The following is a 23,901-nucleotide window of genomic DNA, read 5'->3' on the forward strand; positions in this document are numbered from 1 at the left end:
AAGTAATACGACTGTAGCTCAGTTGGTTAGAGCACTACCTTGACATGGTAGGGGTCGGTGGTTCGAATCCACTCAGTCGTACCAACATTTAAGAATCCTAAAAAAATTGTACGACCGTAGCTCAGCTGGTTAGAGCGCTACCTTGACATGGTAGAGGTCGGTGGTTCGAATCCACTCGGTCGTACCAATTAAACTCTATATTTCAAACAGTTAAAAAACCCTATTCAATCTACTCGTTTAATTTTTTGTTGAAAATTAAATTCTTAGTTTTTTATTATTTTGTATTCAAAATTTTAAAATAACGAGAGCCAAGCCTCAAAAGATCATCCTAAAAACTCCAGTTTTTATCGATTTGTGCCCAAACTTGTGCCCAAGCGCCCAAACCACTTTTTTAGCTCTTTAATCTTCCTCAAAATTAGACCCCTACCCTTGCAAATTCACAAACCTCAAATCACAAATTCCAAACCAAAAATTTCAAATCAGGTGACCACTACCCTAATATTTTCCGTGTCATTCCATGAAATATTCTATGACCCCTATTCCATAAACTGCTTCTGTGCCTTGTTTAGACATCGGTGCCCACACAAGGCACAGATACATTAATTAGTTGTGCGCAGCTATATAACTTTAATAATATAATCTTCTCCTGTGTTTACAATAGAGAGAACTCTACATTAGGTTTCTATTATTTTTCGGGGGGATTACCCTATCTACATAACGAAAGCCTGCATATCATTTCCAGGGAAACATTGATGAACCACCAACACTTCTTAATTGGTCTTGTAAAGAGCCCCCCTTACGGGTTTACTCCCTGTTAATTTACCCCAAGCGCTTTATAAACAGCGTCAACAGGGTCACTGTAAAAACTTACCTGAAACTTAGTAAACGTTTCTGCTGGGACTGAAGGGATATCACTGGCTGATGCCATTGGCAAAAGTACCTTAGTTGCTCCACCTTCTAGTGCAATTTGCATACTTGATGCAAGGTCTTGCACTGGATTTACCACACCACCTAATGTAATGCTGCCAAGCACAACCATAGACTCTTGTATTGGCTTATTCATTAGAACTGAACAACTAGCAATTAAAGAAGCTAAACTTGCTGTACGACTATTACCGGAGTTTTGTAAGTCAACAAAGTGCAAGTGAAATTCGTGTTCAGAAAATCGTGAAGTTGCTGCTATACGATTTAAATTACCTTTAAAATATTCAAAACCCACCCTAACCTGTTCTTTTGCTGACGTATCAGAGCCAAAACCTGAAGTAGAGTGCTTACCATTACCAGGTGTCATTTGAGTTTCAACTCTGTATAGCCCTAACTTGCCAGCTGCTCCTTCACTTACAAAATGAAGCACACCAGGGTTAGCTATTCCAGCTGGTATCAAGTTTGAACCACCTTGTTCTGGAACATTGACAAAAAACTCCTCGAGCGTTTCATTGTCAATATAGCTAAAGTTAACATCAAAAAATTCCATGCCGCCTATTTTTTTCAACTGTTCTTTAATTCGACGGCGAACCTCTAAAGCATAGGTTAAACATACCCTTACATCTTCTTTAGTATATTCCCCATGAGGTACTAATAACTTTAATAAACCAGACGTAGTTCGACGCACACCTATTACATCTCGTTGATTTAAGTTATTTCCTAGCTTAAAGAACTTATTAATAGAGTCTGAAAACGTTGTCTTGCGCATTTCGCGCATGTATTCAGCTAAGTAATCAGTTATTAAACCAAAGCGGTCTGTGAAGAACTCAGGGCGCATTTTAGGTATTTCCCAACCAGGAATGTATCCGTGAAAACGGTCAAAAAATGCGGCATCAATCATATCATCAGGGAATGGCGCTAAAAGGTGACTCGTTTTTACTAAAGTTTCAACGCTATGGTCAATATTACCAACAAACACCATTGACGCTTTAGCTTCTATCGAATCACGGCCACGAGAGAATGAACCTGAGGCCATATAATCTTTCATGATCTGAATACCGTCTTTATCTTTAAAACGGATTCCGGCTACTTCATCAAAGGCCACAACGTCCCACATTCCCACTAAACCAATTTGGCGAGAAGACATATTATAAAAAAGGTTAGCAACTGTAGTTTGTCCGCCCGATACCAAGAGCGAGTTAGGAGAGCACTCTTTATAAACATGCGACTTACCTGTACCACGCGGCCCAAGTTCACAAACGTTATAGTTATTTTCAACAAATGGGATCATGCGAGCAATTAAATGCCATTTAGTTCGGTGATCTAAATTAGCAGGTTCCATTCCAATGGAGCGCAATAACATATCGATCCACTGATCCATTGTGAACTTACGTCGAGCTTGATATACCTCTTCCATATTCATAGAAGGCATTTGAATTGGCTTTAAGCTAAATACACTAAAAGGTGATACTTTCTGGCCTTCTTCATAGAAATAGCTAACTGTAATAATGCACCAAATACCGCCAGTTAAGAGCTTCTCGTTTTCTTTAACAATTTTATTTGGCACAACCGCATCTTTGATACCGATATTAGATAGGCTTGCTTCGTAAATATCTTTTTTCTGGTTTAGCTTAACCGTCACTTTATCTATAACTTTATGTGTGCCTTTTTCACGAATAAGCGACTTGGCCTTTTCTGCCTCATCTGGTCGAACATAGTTTTCCGTTAAGATTTTCTTAACGTTTTTCATGCCTTCGTCAATTAAGTCATCTTCAGCAGCAGAGCAATACATACCTAAAAGGTATTCCAATACGTATACAGGAACGTTAGCACCTTCTTTTAACTGCTTTGTTAGATCTTTACGTACAATACGACCTTTAAATTCATTTATCATTAACTCGTCTAGATCAATACTTCTTAGCTCCCCACGCTCAGTAAGCACAGGTGCAGTGTCGTCTATAGGGTCTATCGTCGCGTCATTTTCATGCATATGAACATGTACATTAATTTCACGTTCTTGGTTGGCAACTTGGTTTTCTTGATTATCATTTTCTAAATTGTCTTTGGTTTCCATTTTATGCCTTCCCTAAAAAAAGTCGTCTTCAAAAGCTAAGTCAATAATCACAGAGTGTGTTGTTTTTACTTTGCTCTCTGTATCTTCCATCATTAACTTGTAGCTCACTGTGCGGTCAAAGCCGCTACCTTCTAATTTTATTTGTACGTTGCGTTTACGATCGTCCATCTTCTCTGAGGTCGATTCAAACAATACCTTTTCACGTGAACTTACCTTTTTACCATCGGAATCTTCAATCCATATTTCTAATTCACGGGCCTTAAATTTCTCGCCTACCGGATCTGTTTGAAGGAATTTGATCCTATCGATATTAGATACTATTTTCACAGGATTATTGAGCGGAACAGCGTTTACTTTCTGCTTTGCGTGTTTCGTTTGAGCCTTTGTATCTAACTCTCTAATTTGAAGAACAGGAACACAAATTTCCTGTGGCATAATACCACCATGAATAAACTTAGCCCCACCAACAAAATTAAAACGGTTACTTCCCCTTGGGATCATAAACTCAGCATCATCACCACCGTCAACATCTACGCCAGCAGTGTTAGCTAATTTGCCAGTCCAGTAATAACTGTCTGTAGGTAAGTTTGAGCCTATTACATAACGCTTTTTCGCTTCGGTTGTGCCTGCTGGTTTTGATTTAAGCGCAGTCTTATCTGAATCGGTCACGTCCGTCATTTTAAACAAAAAACCATGATCAGCAGTAATAAGTACTCTACTACCGTTTAAGCGATTAATGATACGACCAATCAATTGCTTAATTTCATCAACGGCATCGCGAGCGGCTTCGAAGGTTTGATTCTCTGTCGCTTGCTTATCACCTATTGCATCAATCTCATCGTGATAAATATAAACTACCTGAGTATCACGTACTTTGTCTCGGCCTTCTTGATTTGTCCAGTTAAGAACCTCATCCGCTTTAAATGCAACACCGCCGTACTTTTCAAGGATTTTATGGCGGTTTTCATGCCCATGCACAGACATTCCATCAGCTTTATATTCTGGCTTAGTGCCAAGGTGAGCTGTCAGCTTCTGATGAGGTAACAAACTACCCATGCCCAGTTGAGTGTAAGAAGGTACAACGCCTAACTGAGACTTAATTTCAGACTTAAAGCGTTTTTCATCATTAATCTGCTGGTGAATATCATGCGCTACCTCGTATCGAAGAGCATCAGAGATGATCACAAAAACCCGTTTAGTTTGAGTTTTATTTAATAGGCCTTTAACTTCTTCACGGAAGAAGTCTTGCTGATTGTTTATTCCAGCTAGGCTCCAATTATCCAGTAAGTTTTCATCATCAACTAACTTACCCCAGACAATCGCTAAATCATGCAAGTACCAATCAACATATAAGTGCTCAATATCTTCAACAAGACCCGTTGCTTTTAAAATATCAGAGCCGTTTTTACTAATTTCAATCGAGTTCTCACTAAAAATACGATACGCATGGTCAAACTTATAAAGCTCCGTTTCATAAGCTTTATAAAGGCTCCTTGCACTTTCAAAAGCCAAACCATCAATATGCTTTTCTTTTAAGTCATAAAACTCTTTAGCCGCTCTTAATGCCGTATAAATAGCCGCATAGTTAGCACTATCTTTATGTGACCCTGTTGAGCACCAATGGCTGCGTAACTTTTTCGAAACCCATTCATTAATTTCAACAGCGTTATATGCAGGTAAATCCGTTGCTAACGATTTAATTAGCTGCTGATCCGCTTCAACAAAGGTTTCAACATGTATCAACTCCGACGGATGTTTAAACTCGGCAAGTTTACTCTTGATTTCTAGCTCTTGGGCAACCTCAAATGCCACAACATTATATGAATCCGATAACGTTCGGCTTTCTCGCCAAGACGACACAAAGTTAACCACAGATGCACGTTTAGAAGCCGCATTAAATAGCAACTCTTTTACGCTCTTTGGCAGTGTCGTTGTTTCTTCGTCGCTTAAGGTCATGGGTAAAGTATGCGCCGAAAGGCTTGAGGCAAAATTAGTGGCCTGAACAGTAACGCCAGACGACTGCAACGCTTGGTAGCAATCAGTGACTAATAACTTGGTTAATAAATCTTTTAGTAAAACGAGTTGGGCACTAGCACCTTTATTATCAATCCATAAACAATTGGCAACATAGCCAAACTCTTCAACAGCTAACAGCCAAAACACTTTACCAAGCTCAAATTTATTTAAATCAGATAGCAACTCATCTGCTTTTTCTGGCTGCTCGGCATACAACTTAATTAATTGATAAAAAGCCGCAGTAAAAGAAACCGTTTCTACCTTAGCGATAACAGCAATCATCGAAAGCTCTAATGTTTGTTTATCTGCACCCTCTGGAAGTAAGCGCTTTAGCTTGTTATATCGCTGCTGGTTCCCAAAAAACTTCTTATAGCGGCTTATATCTTGGCGAAACTCCATTCTCATACCTAGCTCATTCAATATCATCGAGCTTGAATCAGCATAAAACTGCTCTGCGTATAAGCGAATATCATACAGCCAATCACGTGCTGGCTCGTTTTGCGGTTTATTGCTATACAACAAGAACTTTGAGCTTGTTTCTTTTAGTTCAATACGTTGCTTTATTTCAAAATGAGAACACGCATCAAGCTCAATAAGCTCTACATTACTGCTATTAAGTTCATCATTTATTGCTGGCAGCTGCTCTTTAAATTCAACATCTTCATCTTGCCAAAATACCAATCGGCACTTGTCGAATTTGGCTAAAATGCCTTGTTTTATTTGTTCTAGGTTCATTAATTGAATACACCCATATTCTCTTCTATTTCTTCACCACATACTTCACAAAATTGTGCGTACATATCGTTGCCTGCATTGCATTCGTAGCAGGTGCTGATATTGTCTTCACGTAAGGTTTCTGTACAAAATGGGCACTCTAATTCATATACTGAAACTACCGTATCACAAACATCACAGCTTGTTGCCAGTGCTTGTTCATCATGATGCTTTCTATCTTCTAGTTCAGGTTTTACCCTTTCAATAACGCCAAAACGCTCTAAGTTCTGCCCATAATCAAGTAGTAATGTTTCGCCTTTTGATGGGTGCAAACGTAAACCTCGGCCAAGTATTTGTAAAAATAACGACGTACTTGCGGTCGGTCTGGCGTTTACTATGCAAGCCAATCGCGGTGCATCCCAACCTGTAGTTAAGGTCGCTATATTTATAAGCCCATTAAGCTGGCCTTGCTCAAATTGCTGAAGGTAATCGGTTCGTTGTGTTTTTGGGGTTTGCGCAGTAATCAGCGGAAAATCAAAACCATACTCAGTCAAACACTGAGAAAATAATACACCTTGATTCACCGAACTTGCGTAAAACACGGTAGGTAAGTTAGCCGATGTTTTATTAAGCCAGTCGGCTACTATCGACTCTACAATTGAATCTACAGCCGTAGCCTCGTCCAAATCTTTTTGAATAAAGTCGTTTTTTCCTTTTCTAACAGCTGAGATATCGGCAACAGCCTTTGGGTCTGTCACTACAGCACGTAATTGGCATAAATAGCCAGAATTTACCAACTCATCAATACGCTTCTTATAAATTAGGGTTTTAAATAATTTATCTTTACTTTCGCCATATATTTCACCTGAATACATACGAAAAGGCGTAGCAGTGAACCCTATAATTTTTGGCTCATTCCCATGCATAGCAATAGTATCTAATATATATTGATAACGGGCTGATTGTTCTGGTGGAATTAAATGCGCTTCATCAACAATCACTAAGTCCCAATCAGGGTTCTCTCCTATTTCTTTTATAATAGAATCTCGGCTTGCAGACGTTACCTGCTTAATTTCTTTGCGACGAAGTCCTGAGCAATAAATACCAACATCTAAATCAGGCCAAATTGCTCTTAGCTTTTCTTCATTTTGCTGAACAATCTCCTGAGTGTGAGCCAAAATTAACACTCTAAGCTTCGGTATATCAGTAATTAACTGTTTAATCAGCTCAGCAAAAATAATTGTTTTACCACTTGCTGTTGGTAAAATACATAAGCCATTTTTTTCATTTGAATTAACGTAAAAATTTTTTAACGCTAAAATTGCTTCTTGTTGATAGGGACGCAGTTCCATCACATATCCTTCACTTCAGTAATAACTTGAAAGAAATAATCAAAAAATGGTTGGTTACTTTGATAATCAGGCTCACTTATCCGCCCATTTCTATGGATCAACTCGTTACGTTGTTTACGGATTGTTTTTTGAGTTTTTCCCGTTCTTTGCTTAACAAGCTCACCAGTCAGCTTATCGGCCAGTAGTTGTTTTATCTTGTATTCATCTAATTCAGAATTAAACTTTTTCAAGCATTTGAAAACTTGATCAACATTGATTTTTTCAAAAGAACTTCTTGAAGCTAAATATTTTGAAAACAAAGGTTCATACACTTTCTTTTCAAAGGTTTCGTCGGTGTAACCAATATCTTCTAAATTACTCGATAATGACTTAAACGTATCTTCACACCAATTGCATACCTGTGCAGTTCGAATAATATGAATAGCAATTTGCTCAACTGCCATCCATTGTGTTAGAAATGCCTGAGTATGATGCCCCTGCTTTTGCAATCCATTTACTTCGACTTCAATATTTACGATTAAATCATTGCCACTTTTAAGTTTTTGTAATAACCGTCTTTTAACATTAGCGTCGCTAGTCAACCTTGGAGGTGCCATATTAATTCACCACCTTTCCGTGGATGGCTTTTACATCGCTCAGTAAATTGCCAAATTTGCCGTAGTTAACTTTTACCCCGTCGTCGAGGTCGAGAGTAATACGTTTTTCAGCGAAGTGTTTGAGTTGTTCATCAAAAGAGCGAAGTTCGGCTTGTTTTCCCCCAAGTGACTTTAAGTCTTTTTCGATAGTACGTGCTTCCGTGCCTGTGGCTTGTAGTTGTTGCTCAGATAACAAATTATATTGAGCTTCGTATGCACCAATCAGCGGTATAAGATACTCAGTACGCATACGCGACAAAGTGCTTTCGTTATAGCGATGCATATAGACTAAACACTCAAAGGCTTTTTCTTTTCCTGAGCTAAATAACCAGTATATTGGCTTTCTTGCATACTTAGTGACATGTTCTTTAAAAAATTGAGTTGATAAGTATCTTCTAAGAGTATTTTCTGCTGACTCAGCCTTCTTAGGATTAATTGCATTAAGTATCAAGCTATCAGCAATGAAATTAATATTTTGGTTTAAGCTCTCAGCTCCCCAAACACTTTTTACAAACTCAACTACCCTGCCTGTTGCATCATCTTCATATACCCAAGAATCCTCTGCTAACGGCACAATTGCATCATCATCCGGCTGAAAGCTTGAGTACATTCCCTTGTTTAATACCGATTTAAACTGACTAACGTCTTGGTTTGCAAAAACCACCCCGTCACCGGTATAACTAAATCGACCCATTATGCAGCCTACAATATAACTTATTAAACTAACCACGGTATCCGATCTAAAAGTATTAAGCACCTTCGCTTTATAAGCATCAGGTTCGCTTTCGTCTAAATTCGTACCAACAGTAAAGTATGGGTTTTTATAGAAAGACAAATCAGATGCAGATATTACTACTCGCTCATTTGCGTCAATTTGATAGCTTTCATCTACATGCTCATTTAAGCTTTGCTCCAGCGAGCTAATATAATTAACAAATTGATGTGTATCAGATTCAATCGTTAAAAAGTCATCTGCTATCAATGTCGAACTTGCCTTAAGATGTTCAAGCATAATAGGATGGCTGCCAAACGCTATTGATGTTTCTACGCTATGCCAGTCTTCTTTTGAACACTCAACAAGTTGCTCCACAGTATCTGCAATAGCTGCTTTTTCATCATCAACAATAGGTAACACGGCTAAATCATTTGGTCTTATTGAGCCTAAAACCCCTTCTGGATACACCGTTTTGACTAAACGGTTAAACATTGAAGAGTTTAACAAACCCAACTGAAACAACCTTGTTTGCTCATCAGTAATATTTTCACTTGGGGCAAAGCAAGGGCCTGACGCATCATAAATAGCGTCAGATGGTACTTCTCGAGCATTAAACGTCGGCGCCAAAGCGGTCCAAGAGTTAACTTTGCTTTCTAATTGTTGATTAAGTTGACCAATTTCAGATTCCTTCGTATTTACATAGCCATTAATGTTTCCATACCAACGCCTATACTCTCCACCTGAAATTATGGGCTTCCAACTGCCTTGTTCGCTATCTAAATCATGATTATTTAGCTCCCACCACTGCCTAACATATTTATCACGGTCAATGTTTTTACCTGCTGGCAGTGTTGCCACACTAGACTTAAAAGGCTGCCCCAACGAAAATGCATTCTGTAAACCTTCTGATGCCCAATACGATAACGGTTTAGTTGGAACGTTTGACATTTTCGCTAACGAGTTGCACACATTGCGTGAATTATCACAAGGAAAGCTTTTTGGTCTAGGCAAAATGTATTGCTCTTCTAATGTATCAGAGCTTTCGTCTATTTGTTTATCAATGATATCCGCATTGCTTGTAAAGCAATATCTCGCTTCAAAGCTTGGTAGGTGGCTATTTCTGATCACTACAGCATTCATTTGGTGTTGGTCAGGTATAACCCCACGGCCTAAATGAGCCAGACTGCATATTGAGTGTTTATCAAATAAAATGTCTCGCATTTTTTCGTATCGAGACATAAACATCCAGCTATCTTTTAAAATCAAAGATGTGAAGCCATCAGGCTTAAGTAAATCTAACGTTCTACTAAAAAACATCGTCGCCAAATTACTCTTAGTTGCAGCAAAGTCTTTTTTAGCAGCTTCTTTTAAATTAATTAACGACTCATCAGCCCCTAGTATCCCTAAATTAGGTGGGTAGGTCACTATGGCATCATATTTTTGTTCAAGTGCTTCCTTAATGGCAAAACTATTTTTACCATCACCAATTTGCTCTGGCGATGCTATTGCACCTAGCCCATTAGCATCAGATAGCAGCAATACATTAGGTTGGTAACCTCTTGTTAAAAAAAGTCTATCTTGTTCAGCAGATCGTAATACCAAGGTAAGGGACGATATTTGAATTGCTCGTTCATCAATATCAAAGCCCACAAGGTTATGCTCAAAAATTTCTTGCGGGATATCCCGTGCTCTAAACCCTTTTTCGAGATAAATATTCACTAAAATGTCGTACGCGAGTAACAGATTTCTTCCAGAGCCACACGCAGCATCTAAAACTTTTAATTCGCGAAGGTCATAGCTAGGTGTTGTCGCAATATTAGTAATATGCTGGTTAACTTCATCTGGTTGCTCAGCATCAGGCAAAAAATATTCCAAAGAGCTAGCAATCGTTGAATCAGGAAATAACTCAAGCCATCGTCTAGCCAAAGTATTTTCTACCATATATTGGCTGACCCACTTTGGCTCTGTCGTTTGGGTGGCTTTTGCTAGTTCCTTAATACCTGTTTTTTTTGGTAATTCTTTTTTTATATCGGCGTAATAAGCAGAAAACAACTGATTAAACACATCAATAGTCTGCCAAAATGATTCATCTAAGCCATCTACAACAAAACGAACAATAGATTTAGTCCGCGTTAAATCAGATGGCAATAGTTCATTAACCCAGCGAGTGTCTTCACCAAATAACTTATTAATTCCCTGAGCGAGTTGTTCACATTGACCAAGTAACGCCATTCTAAATAGCTTTTCGTCGTGAGTTCCCTCTAAAACTAACTCTATCACCTGAGATTTGTCTAAATTAAAGTCGTCCGTTAGCTCTTCTAGGTTTTCTACAATTTGAAACGCGCTTGTTTGCAATGGGTGTGATAAAACCCTAAAACCGTGCGGTAACTTATCATTGAGCTCAAGGTATCTAATAGCGCATAAGCGGTTAAACCATGTATAGGCAGCTTGCTCTACAACTTCCTCTTCCCCAAACTTATTGATTTTTGCAATCAAATCGTCGCTCTTATCAATTAAGTTTAGCTGTGACTCAATTGCAGCTTTAAATAAAACTCGTGCTTCTAGTGCATATTTTTTTATTAATTTTAGTTCCATTTACTTATTTCCCTTTAAGCTAATTAGTTCATGGTGAACTTTCCAAAAGTCAGCGGCCTTAAATAGTCCAAATAGCTTTATTTGATTCGAAAAGCGGTGTTCAAAAACATACCAATTTATTTTTCCAAACTTAACTTTCTTTATATCAGCATGACCCGCAACATTTCTTATATGGTAAAAATAACTTTTCAGAATATTATTTTTGGCATTATGAAAATGTATTACGTTTTTGCTCTCAATATTAAGGTTTAAGTCAAACGTATAAAACTCAGCTTTAATTAAATCTAAGTTTCCATGAGGTATTAAATCGAATGCATACTGCTCTTTTAAACGCTTGTAAGCTTTACTTGAGCGAATATTAAAGCGCTGATTAAGCAAGTCACCATTTTCCCATAAAAGAATTAGCCGCTCGTAAAAGTCGGCTAATTCTTTACGGGTAAAATGCTGCGGATTGCAGTTCACGTTACTTCACCGCCTTTCCGTGGATGGCTTTTACATCAGCTAATAGGTTGCCGAATTTTCCGTAGTTGGCTTTTACGCCGTCGTCTAGGTCAAGCGTAATGCGCATTTCGGCGTAGTGCTTTAACTGCTCATCGAAAGCGCGCAGTTCGGCTTGTTTTTTCTCAAGCGACTTTAAGTCTTTTTCAATACCACGAGATTCTGTGCCTGTGGCTTGCAGTTGTTGCTCGGAAAGGAGTGTATGCTGAGCCTCGTATTTACCCATTAGAGGCGTAACGTACTCGGTACGCATACGCGACAGCGTACCTTCGTTATAGCGGTGCAGATAAACTAAGCATTCAAAGGCTTTTTCTTTACCTGAGCTAAATAACCAGTAGATAGGGCGTTTTTTGTAGGTCTTGCAATGATCTTTAAAGAATTGCGTTGAGAAATAACGACGAACGGTATCCATCGCACTTTCGCCCTTCTTAGGCTTCAATGCATGTAAACATAAAGTTTCAGCTACAAATTCTAGGTTTTCCGATAAGTGTTCGACACCCCAGACTTTTTTTACAAATTCTTTAAAGCGAGATGTTGCATCGTCGTCAAACAACCATTCTTCTGAGGCTAGTGGAATAATACTGTCATCGTCGGCAGTGAATGACTTGTAAACTCCGCCTGTTAGAAGGTCTTTAAAACCTTTATTACCAGAGCGTGCGTAAACTAACCCATGCATATCAAGAGAGTAGCGTCCCATCATGCAACCTAGACAGTATGACAGAAGTTCGCATAATGTATCTGAGCTAAAAATACTGGCGACACTCTCTTTTTCTTTTACATTAGAGTATCTATATTGAGCATTTGCCAGCAATGTAATATCGGAAATTTCTTTTTGAGTAGATACATCATCTACCCCCAATAACTGCTCTGAGTGAGCATCTATCTCAGTCTCTAATTCTAGTAATAATTCTGCGCGACTATGCGACGAAATAAAATAATTCGACATAGATTCAGACAACAATTTGCCCGAACTCTTTTCAACCAATGGAGAAACTTTGAAGTCAGGTGATGTTTCAAATAAATTAAAATCTTCACGAGATATATCTATAGCTTGGTCAGCAAATGTTTTAAGTTTTTTGTCACTATAAACAGCGTCAGGTACTGGTATTTTTGAAATGTGCCCACTCTGAAAGTCAAGAGTTGCAGACAAAACCTTTAGAAAGCTTGTCACAATTCCTGAGTTTAAATATCCTAGTAAGCTTGATATATCCCCGTCTTTAAAAATACAGGGGCCTGTAGAATCAAAAATAAAGCCTTCTTCAAAATAACGAAAAGAAGGTTTAATTCCAATACGCGTCCAATTTATTCCTTCTTTGAAAAAGTTTTTTGAATTTCTTAAGTTTGATTTAGGAAAAGATTTTAACTCTTTGCCGTCTTCATCCCAGTTAATTACAAACTCTCTATTCCCATACCAACGTTTAACACCACCACCTTTTAGGTACGGAACCCACTTTACGGAGCTTTCTATTTCAAACCATGCTCTGAGAAATTTTTCGTTATCCCCAGTATCTATTCCTTTTCCAGCACTTGCGCTTAGAGATAAGGGTTTGAATCGTTCGAAACTGTCCCTTAAGCTATCACTAAGCCAATAAGCAATTGGACTTCCGCTAATTTTTTCAAATTCGTTGTTATTTACAAAGTGAGTTCTTTCATTTTTACTAGATGTAAATAAAACTCCTTTATCCGCAGACTGTGACCCACTATTTAGATCAATATAACTCCCCAAATAATTAGGAATGTGGTGATTTGAGAACGTTAAGCAGCTTCCCAGAGCAATTTTTGAATTCAAAGAAGGAAAGCTATTAAACCCTATATGATTGATGTTCAGTAACGTAGATTTTGTCAACAATTTCTTTCTAAACTCATCAAATGACGACAAAAACATCCATCCTTGAATTGTGATAAAGGAGGCGACTCCAGTTTTTGCTAATTGTTTTTTTGCAGCTATGACAAAACAACTATATAAGTCTGATTTTGCTTCAGAATAGTTTTTGGATACGTATGCTTTCAACTCTTTATTCATGCCATTACTGCCCATGTATGGAGGGTTAGCAATAATGCAATCATAGTTTTGAGCTAGCGCTATAGATTGACATATTAAAGGAAACAGTATCATTGACGCTTGCTTGCCAGCAGGATCAGGCCCTTGGATTTTATTTTTCAGCTCAGCTTTAAGTGCCAAAAGGTTATTTATCAATTGATGATCGATATCTATAAGAGAGCCACGTGTTTTTGCTTGTAAAAAGGACGACTTTAGGGCTTGCAGTAGTTCAAAATAGTCTTTGTAAATACTTGTTGGTTGAATAAACTCTTCAGGTGTATCAAACAAGCCTCTTGTGACACCTGCTTGTTGATTACCTTCTAAATCCAAAGCCTTCCATAATTTCGTAATATCAAGGTGTTCAGTAGATTGCAGCGAGAATACGTTTAATGATACTTCACCATCTTCAACTCGTTGAAAGATGCGCCTGTCGTCTTCACGCGCTTTCATCATTAATGCAAAACCAGCAAGCTGCGCCGCCCGATCATCAATATCTAAACCATAAATGTTCTTGGTAAGGATTAGTTCGGGTATTTCACGAAGGCGGTAACCACGTTCAAGATAGATTTCACGCAATACTTCATATACTTCAACTAAAATATGACCTGAGCCACAGGCAGGGTCGAGCACTTTAATTTCTTCTGGGTCTATACTGGTTGGCGTTATAGCTTTTAGCTGTTCAATAACATCTTCAGACTGCTCAGCAGGTTCAATGTAATATTCCATTTTGCCTTTAAGCTCTGAGTCTGGGTAAGTGGCTAACCATTGCCTACCCACAGAGTTTTGTACTAGGTATTTGACAATCCAGTTTGGCGTAAATAGCTGAGTGGCTGCTGGAATGTCTTCTGACTTAACGACTTTACCGATAACAGCGTCTTTATGCTCTGAAATGTAAAACTGATATAGCCAACCGATAACTTCAATTTCTTGCCAGTCTTCCTCTGGGATATCGTTGATTAACCCTTTTAGGATAGAATCTGTTTTAGTCAGGTTATTAGGTAACAATAACTCTGTTGCATCATCAATCGCCTCAAACGCTAAGCCTTTAAAGATCTGAGGCATAATTTTAGCTAATTGATGACATTGGCCTAATAGCAATTCACGATACAGCTCTTCTTCTTTATCACCGGCTAGTTGCAACTCAATAATATGGTCTTTATCTAAATTTAAACTTTCAGCTACATCGGATGCATGATTTAAGATTTCAGGTAGGCTATCGGCATTACTAAGATGGCTCTTTACAGGGGAAAGCACACGAAAACCATGATCAAAGTAGTCATGTATTTCCATATAACGCAGTGCTGCGAGGCGATTAAACCATGTATAGGCCATTTCACGGGTGAACATATCGTACTTTTCTTGGTAGGTCGCAGACGCACGTTCAGCAATTTTGCTTTCTAAACGCTTACGTTGCTCACCTTCTTTGCGAGTAAAAGCACGGCCTTCGATTATGGCAGCCCCGCCTTCAATGCGAACTTCTGCTATTCGGTCTTCATATATACCAAAGTGAGCAGCACGCTTTCTAATGGCTTCAATAAATTGTTTACGCGCTTTAGGTGCGTATGCTTTTAAGTTTTTAGTGTTCATATTTCACCTTAAATGTCATCCGTGATTATCTGATACGCACTTTATTGTTGCTATTAACTAATGTCGTTAGTTTTGCTTTTAGTGCTGATAAGTAGTCCTCAATATCTTGCTCGGTTTCTATCACACCAGCGGCATTTACCTCTCGCATCACACTTGAGGTATCAACAGAAACTATTTTTTTCGGTGTTGGTTTTGCTACTTTTTTTGGCTCAGTTTTTGTTGGTTTGTAGTTACCACTTTCTGAGTCTATACCTGAAGCTGATGCTGGTTCGGGGGCTTGTTTAGCCTTTTGTGCTACTTCTTTGGCTTTTTGCTCTGCGAGTGCTTGCTGTTGTTCAATGAACTTATTGATTAGTTCGTAGGCATCTTCTTCAAGTGTGGCAGCTTCAGTGATCTCTTGATGTATTTCAGCAATTCCTTGCAGTGTATCAACACGCTTTTTAGCATTTTGTAGTGGGTAAAGCGCTTTATTGCTAATATCGCTGTTTACCGCGCCAGCGGCTTTAATTTGCTCAGTTACATGCTCGATACGAATATCGATTCTTGCCTTTGCATGAGTGCGCTTTTCAGTTAACAAAGCCTCGTTAACTTTGTTTACACTTTCAATAAGCGGTTCTACTTCGCGTATGTCACGGTACGGGCGCTCTTTATTAAAAATAGATTCTAACTTTTGCAGCGCTGCTATCGCATTTTCCTCTTTTTCGAGTGCTATGCGGTTGCGGTCAAAGTCGATAGTGAGTGCTTTGTACAACTTTTGCCAAGTTGAAAATTGAGTTTCGTAGAAGTTTTCAAGATCTTGGTAGTCTTCTTCAAAATCAAGTAGCTCATCACCATTAGCGAGGAATGATTCAATAAACTGATAGCTTGATTGCGCTTCAATTAAACCCGCCAGTAATACTCGGCCATTCTCAATATCTTTAACACCTGGGTAATGCCCCGTTGATGCTTTGTTTGCAAAGCCATCAAGCTTCTTTTTCATGGTGCTTATATTAGTTTGAGCAATGTTGAACAGCTCTTTTTCACTGTCTGGAGCATTTTTACCAAACACGTTTTTAAACAATTTAGCCGCACGGTTTAAGTTAGCTTCAGACTGTTGTTTAATACGTCGAATACGAAGCTCTGCGCGCTTTCTAACTTGTGTTAGATTGTCGTATGCACTTTTTAAAGGGACTTCTTGTTGACGCATTTGAAAGCAAATTTTGTTAGCTAATGCTAAACGCGAAATGATTAAAATTATTTCTTCATCATTCCAACCAAATGGACGTTTTGAAAAGCGTTTTACAATGTCTTCTGCGGTAATTGCTCTGCCAGTGTCATCGCCAAGGGTTATGAACTTTTCTACTTCTAAAGACGCTAACGGATTTATTTCATCAGCGTTTAAATCGAGACCAATTTGACTAACATCGTCTGCAACTAAGGTATTTTGAATCTCGCGGCGAATATCACCTGGAAATGGTTTAACTAACTTTAATTTACTGAATGTGTTTTCAATTACGTAGCGATAAAGCTCTTGAAGTATTGAGCTTACCGCTCCGCCTTTTGGATTTTGTTTAGAGCCTAATGCGTAAAATTCAGCATCTTTTAGTAGCTCCTCTACTTCTCCTATCAAGCGGCGATTTCGATCTTGGTTTTCTGTCGCTTTTTGATGAAGTAACTGTTGTTGTTCTGGGCGTTTACCAGAGTTGCCGCGTAAAAACTTACTTGTTCGAATAAACGTTTCGATGTCTCTGAATACTCTGTTATTTTCAGCCAACTTGATGATTATCGAGCCACTATCACCGTCCATTGAACGATTAGCACATACGGTAGATGTATATTCATCGTAGTTGGGATCTCTAGGTGTGATCACTTTCACTACTAAGTCGTTTTCTTGAGAGCCATCTCGTGGACTACCATTACAAAAACGGCTGATAGGGAAATCTTGCTTGTTTTCAGGGTAGCGATAGTTCGCTTCACGACGCAGCACATCATCAAAAATTAGATCGCTAATCTTCTTAGTTTGATCAGATAACTCTATTTCAGTTTTTTGAATTTCCTGCTCAATTTCTTTTTCTTCGTTAGTAAGGAAAATGTACTCGTCACCTTGGCGAGCGATAAGCATATTAAGCTCTAGAGCATTTAAAGCCTGTTCAATTTCGCGCCTTAACGCTAATCGGTCTTCATCGACTTTGCCTACACACAGGGTAACTAAGTTATCTAACGTTGACTTAATTACATCGACATAACGAATTAAAAACAGGGTTTTTAATATATTCAGCGTAAACGGCGATATAGATTCTTTAACGGATGCTTGGTCGATATCTTTTTTAACCGATGTATCGAGGAAACTTTCGATAGCTGGGTAGAAAAAATATAACGGAATTAGAACTCCGACATTTTCATTTCGGACTTGTTTGGCAGCACTTTGGAATGCATCTAACAAAGATCGCTCACCACGGCTTAAATGTAAGCCTGTTGCACCCGCTTTACGAATAGCTTCAAATATTTTTTGAACTAAAATATAATGATAAGGTACAAATGGATAGCTATTAATAAAGCTACTTGCATCTTTATAGTTAGCTAACTCAGCGGTTGTTGTACTGTCAAAAGCTAACTGGTTTCTTAGAATGTCACCCTTTTGATCATACAAGTCCTGGAGCTCAATACGAGCCGCCTCTTCTTTTGATAGCAGGCGTTTCTCTATCACCTCACTGGTGTTTGAGCTTGAAAGAGATAGGCGTTCAAATCGGCCTTGGATTTTTGAGAAATCATGACCTTTTGAGCCTGTCATTTGCCCAATTACTGCATCGATGTCTTCTTGAGAAGTAACAACGACCCAAGCACGGCCTTCACAAATAGTACCGAGGTTTTCAGTGATTGTTTGAAGTTTCAGCATCATCTGGGCGTTGTTACCAATGAACTGCCCCACTTCATCCACAAAAAACAACACTCGGCGGTCTGAGCTTACATCTAGGTATTCTTTTACCCATTTACAAAAGTTGCTAACGTCTAACGTGAAGTTGTTTTCAAGTTGCTCAACCCACTGCCTTGCTGATTCAGTTGATTGATTAGTTACCTTACCAAGCGCATCTGCCATGTCGTCTCGGAAGAAGTCGTAAGCATCTCTTTCTTCTATCCAGTTAGCAGACGCTAACGCATTGAACTCTTTTTTGAACTGTTCAAATACACCTCGTTGGTCTAATTCGCGTTCAAGGTGCGCAATATGAGGGTGATCTCCACTGAAGCCCATTTGCTCGTTAAAAACTTTTAAGAACACTTTTAATATTGCATCATCGCCGTCATCTGTGTTGGCACGGCTGTCGATATTAAAAAGGATGACGGTATTATCTTTGGTAACCGCAGTGTCTATTTCACCTAATAAGAAGCCATCTAGGTTTTTATCTTTGAAAAACTCGATAGCTGATTTATCAAACTCACCGTTTGTCGCTTGAATGTTTTGTAAAAGGTATGACAATATTTTGATGAAGTGAGATTTACCTGAACCAAAAAAGCCACTTACCCAGATCCCTAATTTACCTGATGCAGCTTTTGCTTTTGGATCACGCACTGAAGGCATATACGCATCGAAGAACTCTTCGAAGTGTTTTGCTAATTCGGTGGTGATTACATATTCATCTAGCTCGGTAAAAACAGTGCTGTTTTCTAATTGGTCAGCTTTTACAACACCATTAATTGGTCGGTTTATATCTTTAGTAAATAAGTCTTTAATTTGCATGTTATTTTATCCTTGTTGTTTGATTGCAAGTCCGTTTACGGTACTAGTTTAAATGCACGATAATAGTTATTTGATTCGATTCTGCCAAAGGGTTTTAACGCTGTACCGTCGTACTCACCAGGATAGAAAAGTACCGTTGGTACGTTGCCTACCTTAGCATGTAGAGCGTTTAATAAGCCGTGGCCACGAATAATAGGCCACGCGCTCCCAAGCCCATGAAGTAAAATGAACTCAGTTTTGTTTTTTTCACAAGAGCCGAAGTCTATTTTTGAGGCGATAAATTCAGCGACTCGGTTTTGCTCAAGAGGCCCCTTTAATGCGTTGAATAACGCGTCATCACCGCGCTCTTTTTGTACTTTAAATGCTCTTTCAGTAAGTTTGCGGGAATCGAGCAATTCAATAATGGCTTCAAACAAGTTGATGCTTTTAAAATTACGCCCACGTTTATCAAGGCGCTCTGTCATGTATTCTAAATGCTCTCTTACAGTCAATTCTGACTCTGGTGGGTAGTCAAATACGTAAAAGCCAATCTCGTTTCCTAAACCTTGGTTTTTTAAAAAATCTTCGCTTTCAATCTTGGGCTGAATTTCATCAAGCCGCTCATGAAGTCGTTTTTGTTGTTTAGTTTTAAGCTCAACCATTAGTGCAACTCCATCGCTGAAATAATATCGTCTCTGTTGATCTCTAGAAGCAAGTCTCTCACTTCTGGTAACAAATATACATTTTGTATTTTTTTATTCCGTGTTGTTTCTATATAACCAGCGTCAGCTATGGTTTTAAAAGCTACTTGAGATATTTTGTAAGTCGATGATTGTGACATTTGAGCTAACTCAGGGAATAATCTAATGCGTTCATCCCAAAAAGACTCCCAATCAGCTACATCTAAACTTTCACGGAACATACGTTTAGCATCTAACACTACATTGCGCATAAAATCAGCAAGTAATGTGCAGTTAATTAACGTAGCTGCAAACATTAACTGAGTTGATAGCTCAGTGCTACCAAATGCGATTAGTTCTAGGTATTTGTCTGACATATCTTCTAAACGCTTTTTGATAGTAGCCGCATTCCTCTTTGCTGAAGCGTCAGAGCGTTTTTGTAAAATATTTTGGTTTACAATGGCTTCTAACCACTCTTTTTGTGACGGTTTTTTAAGTAATAGCTCAGCGACTGTCTGACTTTCTTTGATCATTAAGCTGCCACCAATAAGGTCGCCAAGGTAGTCTTTGTATGAATTCATTTGTATTATGCTTGGAGTCGTCATTTATAGTTCTTCCAATTCAGGCACATAACCAGGAGCAATTGCTAAGTTTTCTGCGCCGAAAAGGGTTTGACGGTTTTTGAGCCACAGTTGGTATTCAGCACCAACAAGTTCTGCATCAGCGGTACAATCAACATTCCAACGTCTCAATAAATAACCAGCCATAGCAGCCCTCACATTCAGCGACAGTTTTCCTCCGTCCATTCCATAGTCTAATGCGATTGCAGTAGGATGACTTACGTTATGGGGGTGAGGAACGAGTTGTAACGGCATCATGCGCATCCAATGGTGGTCGCTTATTTTGACTTCTAAAGGTTGTATCTCTGAATATTCTAATACGGCCTTTGTAATTCTAGTTAATACAAAATCCCGAAAACTGTTAGATTTACGATCATAAGCTCTCACATGCCAGCGCAAACCATTATCGACGATACTGTGGGGAACGATATCTCTTTCTCCTGAGCCGCTACTTAGGGAGGTGTAAGTGATATTAACTGCTTTTTGATTAATTACTGCTTGAACCAACTTTGCGACAATAAAAATATCAGGAATATTTAACTGGCTTGGCGCTTCGACGGGGAATGTCGTATCGCCAATAGCATCAAAGCCATCGGTTATTTGGTTAGAAAGTTTTACAAGGGTTTTGCGAGGGTCATGTGTGAATAAGGGCCTAAAGCCCGCAGCTTGAAAATATCTCTTTTCTTTTGAGTCATATACCATATTTTCAGGGCACAACTCTTTATAGAGATTGATATCACGAGTAGCCGAGGTTAACCCTTTCTCGAAATAAGAAACTATTTCAGCTCTCGTAACATATCCAACAAAAAAAAGTTTAAAATCAATGTATGACAAACGTTGTTTTTGAGTAAAGCCAATATTGTTTAAATTCATTTCTAATTATAAAATCAACTAAGTGAACCTAGTATGTTCATAAAGTGAATAGATATCAAATAATTTTTGATGAATCTTAAATTCACTCATAATTCATATCACTTTAGATAAAATATTATTTAGACTGACTAGTTGATATCAATCAAAATAGATTTTCACCACTTGCTCTTAAGTCTATATAGAATCATATCTTAAATAATATATACAGGTTATGCAGTATTAATCTATCTAACGCTTTTAATACTACTCTTTAGTTAATTATCGACTTTTTATACGTGATTATCTCTTCTATTTTGCAGTCGAAGTAAGCACATAATGCATCCAAAGTACGCGTCGTTGTTGAGTAATTATTGTTATTAGCCATTTTAGACATAGCGGCTTTATTTACTCCTGCGGCATTTGCAACTTCATCTAACGTAATTTTACGTCCCTCTTTCAATGACTTAGCTGCGATTAATTCCTTTAAGTTATAAACAATCATTTTAATACAACCAATTATTTAAAAAGTTTCTTTACAGGATACTTTCTATATGATTTAATCACTTTAGTTTCTTGTGAGGATACTTCTATGATTAAAAATGAATTTACTTTGCTTTCTGCTAAAGAACTTTCAAGCTTTATTAAGTTCAGCCCAGATTACATTAACCGTAAGTTGAAAGACAATGTTTTTTTTGAGGGTGAGCATTACATTAGACCTTTTGGATCAAGAAAAATACTTTACCTTTTAGAAAGTGTAATGGAAGAAATGTACAACACCACGTATAAAGCTGAGCGCGAATTTGTCATTCCTCTCGCAAGTGGAGGTGTATGTTATGGCTAGTGTAAGAAGCCGAAACGATAAGTTGTTTTTTGATTTTTATTATCAAAATATACGATGTCGTGAGCAGACCTTACTCAAGGATACAAAAGCTAATCGTATCAAACTTGAGAAAGTTCTAGAAAATATTGAAATTCAAATTATGCTCGATCGTTTTGTTTACCGAGATATGTTTCCGAATAGTAACCGCTGCAAGGCATTTAAACTGTTTGATGACCAGATAGAAGCTATAAAAGCTAATGAAACGAATAAAGCTGATGTTATTTTACAGAATGTACCTAACTTCGAGGCATTTGCTTATGAGTGGCTAGAAGAAAGTAAAATTCATTGGAAAATTAGTCATTTTAAAAATGTGTCTATGATCTTTGAGCGTTATTTAATTCCTGAATTTGGCAAGTTTAATCTTGATGAAATAAGCCGTGCTCATATTATTAAATATCGCGCGGGCATATTAGAGCCTAAGCGTAGTAGTAAAAAACAATTGAGTAATGATTGGATCAATCATGTTATGACACCTCTTAGAGGCATACTTAAAGAAGCGTCATTACGTTATGATTTTCAAACTCCTTTTAACAATATAAAACCACTAAAAGTAGTTAAAACCAAGATAGAACCTTTTTCACTCAATGAAGTTCAGCAATTTCTTAAGTATGTAAGAAGTGATTTTCGTAATTATTATACCGTTCGCTTTTTTACTGCGATACGAACAGCAGAGATTGATGGCCTCAAGTGGGAATACGTTAACTTTGATCGAAATGAAATTACTATTCATGAAACCTTAGTTGATGGCAATGTTGAGACACCTAAAACAGCCACATCATATAGAAATATCCAGCTATCTAGAGTTGTTGTTGATGCATTAAAAACACAATTCAAAATAACTGGTAAGAACACTTATGTTTTTTGTAATAAAAAAGGTAACCCTCTTGATCATCGAAATATAACTAAAAGGGTATGGTATCCAACGCTAGAAGAGCTCTCTTTAAAGAGGAGACGCCCTTATCAAACAAGACATACATGCGCAACCTTATGGCTTTCTGCTGGTGAAAATCCTGAATGGATAGCTAAACAAATGGGTCACAGCACGACTAAAATGCTATTTGAAGTTTATAGCCGTTATGTTCCAAACAATACTCGACAAGATGGTAGTGCTTTTGATCGCCTACTTCTAAATGCCAACATTGAAGAAGAGGCTACTTATGAATAACTATATCTATGGTTGGTTAAAAAATTTACATATTAATGGTACTTTGCCAACAGCCAATTGTGAGCTATTGATAAGTAAGCAAATAATTTACGCTATTACATCTGCTGATATTGCTAGAAAATGCCAAATAGTGTCTGGCTTAGCTCAATTTCAGTTAACTCACGATATAATGGGTAATCATGTTGTTTGTGATATAGAGCCTATACTTTCTCAATGTAACGAACAGCAGTACCTTAATTTAACTTCGATGATAAATAATACAAATGAGCATTTAATAGCACGATTTTTTAAGCTGCTTAGCTTTGTCACATGCAGTGAGTTGCAGCCTTTTATTGATTTTATTTTAACTAAACAAAGCATTTTACAAAAATTCATACAAGCACCGGCTAGCCTAAACCACCATCACTCTTATACTCATGGATTGTTTGAGCACAGTATAGAGGTAGCTGAAATTGCATTTAATAATGCTAAACACTTAAATCATTCCAGTATTGAATGCCAAGCTGCATTAGTAGCTGGCTTATTTCACGATATTGGTAAAATATTTGTCATGCTACATCAAGCCAACGATCGCTACATACCAGGACCACACGAAGGTTATAACTTTGCTATCTTAGCTGAACCTTTAGCGAAGCTAGGCAGTCGTAATAGGCAATTGCTGGAGTTATTAAGCAGTTTATTAGCAGCCAAGCCATCTGGCTATCAAGCGAGATATGCAATTGAGCATATTGTGCAACAAGCTGACCGATGCTCTTCTGAATCAGCTTTTATACATGCTAAATTTCAAGAGCTTCCTGATTATTACCATTTTTGTAAAGTTGGCGATAAAGTTCTTAAAAGAATGAGTTAACGTTTTAAA

Annotated in this window: 15 protein-coding genes and 2 tRNA genes; 5 read left to right on the forward strand and 12 right to left on the reverse strand. The window is 38.0% G+C overall.

The annotated features are described in order from the left end of the window. The first annotated feature begins 7 nt into the window (after positions 1 to 7). Positions 8 to 84: transfer RNA gene (locus PTRA_RS09200), tRNA-Val, on the forward strand. Positions 85 to 110: 26 nt separating this feature from the next. Further along, positions 111 to 187 (forward strand) — tRNA-Val (locus PTRA_RS09205). 627 nt (positions 188 to 814) lie between these two features. Here PTRA_RS09205 and brxL read toward each other — a convergent pair. The 12 genes from brxL to PTRA_RS09265 form a co-directional block, all read right to left on the reverse strand. Continuing rightward, positions 815 to 2,998: a protease Lon-related BREX system protein BrxL gene (gene brxL, locus PTRA_RS09210; RefSeq protein ID WP_237113445.1), complete on the reverse strand. Its 2,184-nt coding sequence runs from the start codon at positions 2,996 to 2,998 to the stop codon at positions 815 to 817. Between the two features lie 12 nt (positions 2,999 to 3,010). Then, entirely contained in the window at positions 3,011 to 5,749 is a 2,739-nt protein-coding gene (pglZ, locus tag PTRA_RS09215; RefSeq protein ID WP_058373554.1) for a BREX-1 system phosphatase PglZ type A, read from the reverse strand. Next, positions 5,749 to 7,080 carry a DEAD/DEAH box helicase gene (locus PTRA_RS09220; protein WP_058373555.1) on the reverse strand — a complete coding sequence of 444 codons (1,332 nt, stop codon included), beginning with the start codon at positions 7,078 to 7,080 and terminating at the stop codon, positions 5,749 to 5,751. The genes pglZ and PTRA_RS09220 overlap by 1 nt, the downstream gene beginning before the upstream one ends. Further along, positions 7,080 to 7,676, reverse strand: a complete 597-nt coding sequence (locus PTRA_RS09225; protein ID WP_058373556.1) for a hypothetical protein — start codon at positions 7,674 to 7,676, stop codon at positions 7,080 to 7,082. Before PTRA_RS09225 ends, PTRA_RS09220 begins: the two co-directional genes overlap by 1 nt. A gap of 1 nt (position 7,677) precedes the next feature. Continuing rightward, the gene (pglX, locus tag PTRA_RS09230) at positions 7,678 to 11,025 is read right to left on the reverse strand and encodes a BREX-1 system adenine-specific DNA-methyltransferase PglX (RefSeq protein ID WP_058373557.1); all 3,348 of its coding nucleotides are present in this window, start codon (positions 11,023 to 11,025) and stop codon (positions 7,678 to 7,680) included. Next, positions 11,026 to 11,487: a hypothetical protein gene (locus PTRA_RS09235; RefSeq protein WP_058373558.1), complete on the reverse strand. Its 462-nt coding sequence runs from the start codon at positions 11,485 to 11,487 to the stop codon at positions 11,026 to 11,028. Position 11,488: 1 nt separating this feature from the next. After that, complete coding sequence (gene pglX / locus PTRA_RS09240) at positions 11,489 to 15,151, reverse strand: BREX-1 system adenine-specific DNA-methyltransferase PglX (protein ID WP_058373559.1); 3,663 nt, start codon at positions 15,149 to 15,151, stop codon at positions 11,489 to 11,491. A 25-nt stretch (positions 15,152 to 15,176) separates the two neighbouring features. Next, positions 15,177 to 18,866: a BREX system P-loop protein BrxC gene (gene brxC, locus PTRA_RS09245; RefSeq protein ID WP_058373560.1), complete on the reverse strand. Its 3,690-nt coding sequence runs from the start codon at positions 18,864 to 18,866 to the stop codon at positions 15,177 to 15,179. 35 nt (positions 18,867 to 18,901) lie between these two features. Beyond that, on the reverse strand, positions 18,902 to 19,507 hold the full coding sequence (locus PTRA_RS09250) for a DUF1788 domain-containing protein (RefSeq protein ID WP_058373561.1): 606 nt from the start codon (positions 19,505 to 19,507) through the stop codon (positions 18,902 to 18,904). Further along, positions 19,507 to 20,106 (reverse strand): DUF1819 family protein, encoded by a 600-nt coding sequence (locus PTRA_RS09255; RefSeq protein WP_058373562.1) that lies wholly within the window; start codon positions 20,104 to 20,106, stop codon positions 19,507 to 19,509. Before PTRA_RS09255 ends, PTRA_RS09250 begins: the two co-directional genes overlap by 1 nt. A 24-nt stretch (positions 20,107 to 20,130) precedes the next feature. After that, entirely contained in the window at positions 20,131 to 21,018 is an 888-nt protein-coding gene (locus tag PTRA_RS09260; protein WP_058373563.1) for a WYL domain-containing protein, read from the reverse strand. Positions 21,019 to 21,268: 250 nt separating this feature from the next. Beyond that, complete coding sequence (locus PTRA_RS09265; protein ID WP_058373564.1) at positions 21,269 to 21,499, reverse strand: helix-turn-helix domain-containing protein; 231 nt, start codon at positions 21,497 to 21,499, stop codon at positions 21,269 to 21,271. An 87-nt stretch (positions 21,500 to 21,586) separates the two neighbouring features. On the opposite strand from PTRA_RS09265, the gene PTRA_RS09270 reads away from it, so the two are divergent. The 3 genes from PTRA_RS09270 to PTRA_RS09280 are packed head-to-tail and all read left to right on the forward strand — an operon-like array spanning position 21,587 to position 23,892. After that, positions 21,587 to 21,838, forward strand: a complete 252-nt coding sequence (locus PTRA_RS09270) for a hypothetical protein (RefSeq protein WP_024594200.1) — start codon at positions 21,587 to 21,589, stop codon at positions 21,836 to 21,838. Then, entirely contained in the window at positions 21,831 to 23,042 is a 1,212-nt protein-coding gene (locus PTRA_RS09275) for a site-specific integrase (RefSeq protein ID WP_058373565.1), read from the forward strand. Before PTRA_RS09270 ends, PTRA_RS09275 begins: the two co-directional genes overlap by 8 nt. Then, positions 23,035 to 23,892, forward strand: coding sequence for an HD domain-containing protein (locus tag PTRA_RS09280; RefSeq protein WP_024594202.1), 858 nt, complete (start codon positions 23,035 to 23,037; stop codon positions 23,890 to 23,892). Before PTRA_RS09275 ends, PTRA_RS09280 begins: the two co-directional genes overlap by 8 nt. Positions 23,893 to 23,901: the final 9 nt, after the last annotated feature.

This window comes from Pseudoalteromonas translucida KMM 520, from assembly GCF_001465295.1.
In the GTDB taxonomy this organism is placed as follows: domain Bacteria; phylum Pseudomonadota; class Gammaproteobacteria; order Enterobacterales; family Alteromonadaceae; genus Pseudoalteromonas; species Pseudoalteromonas translucida.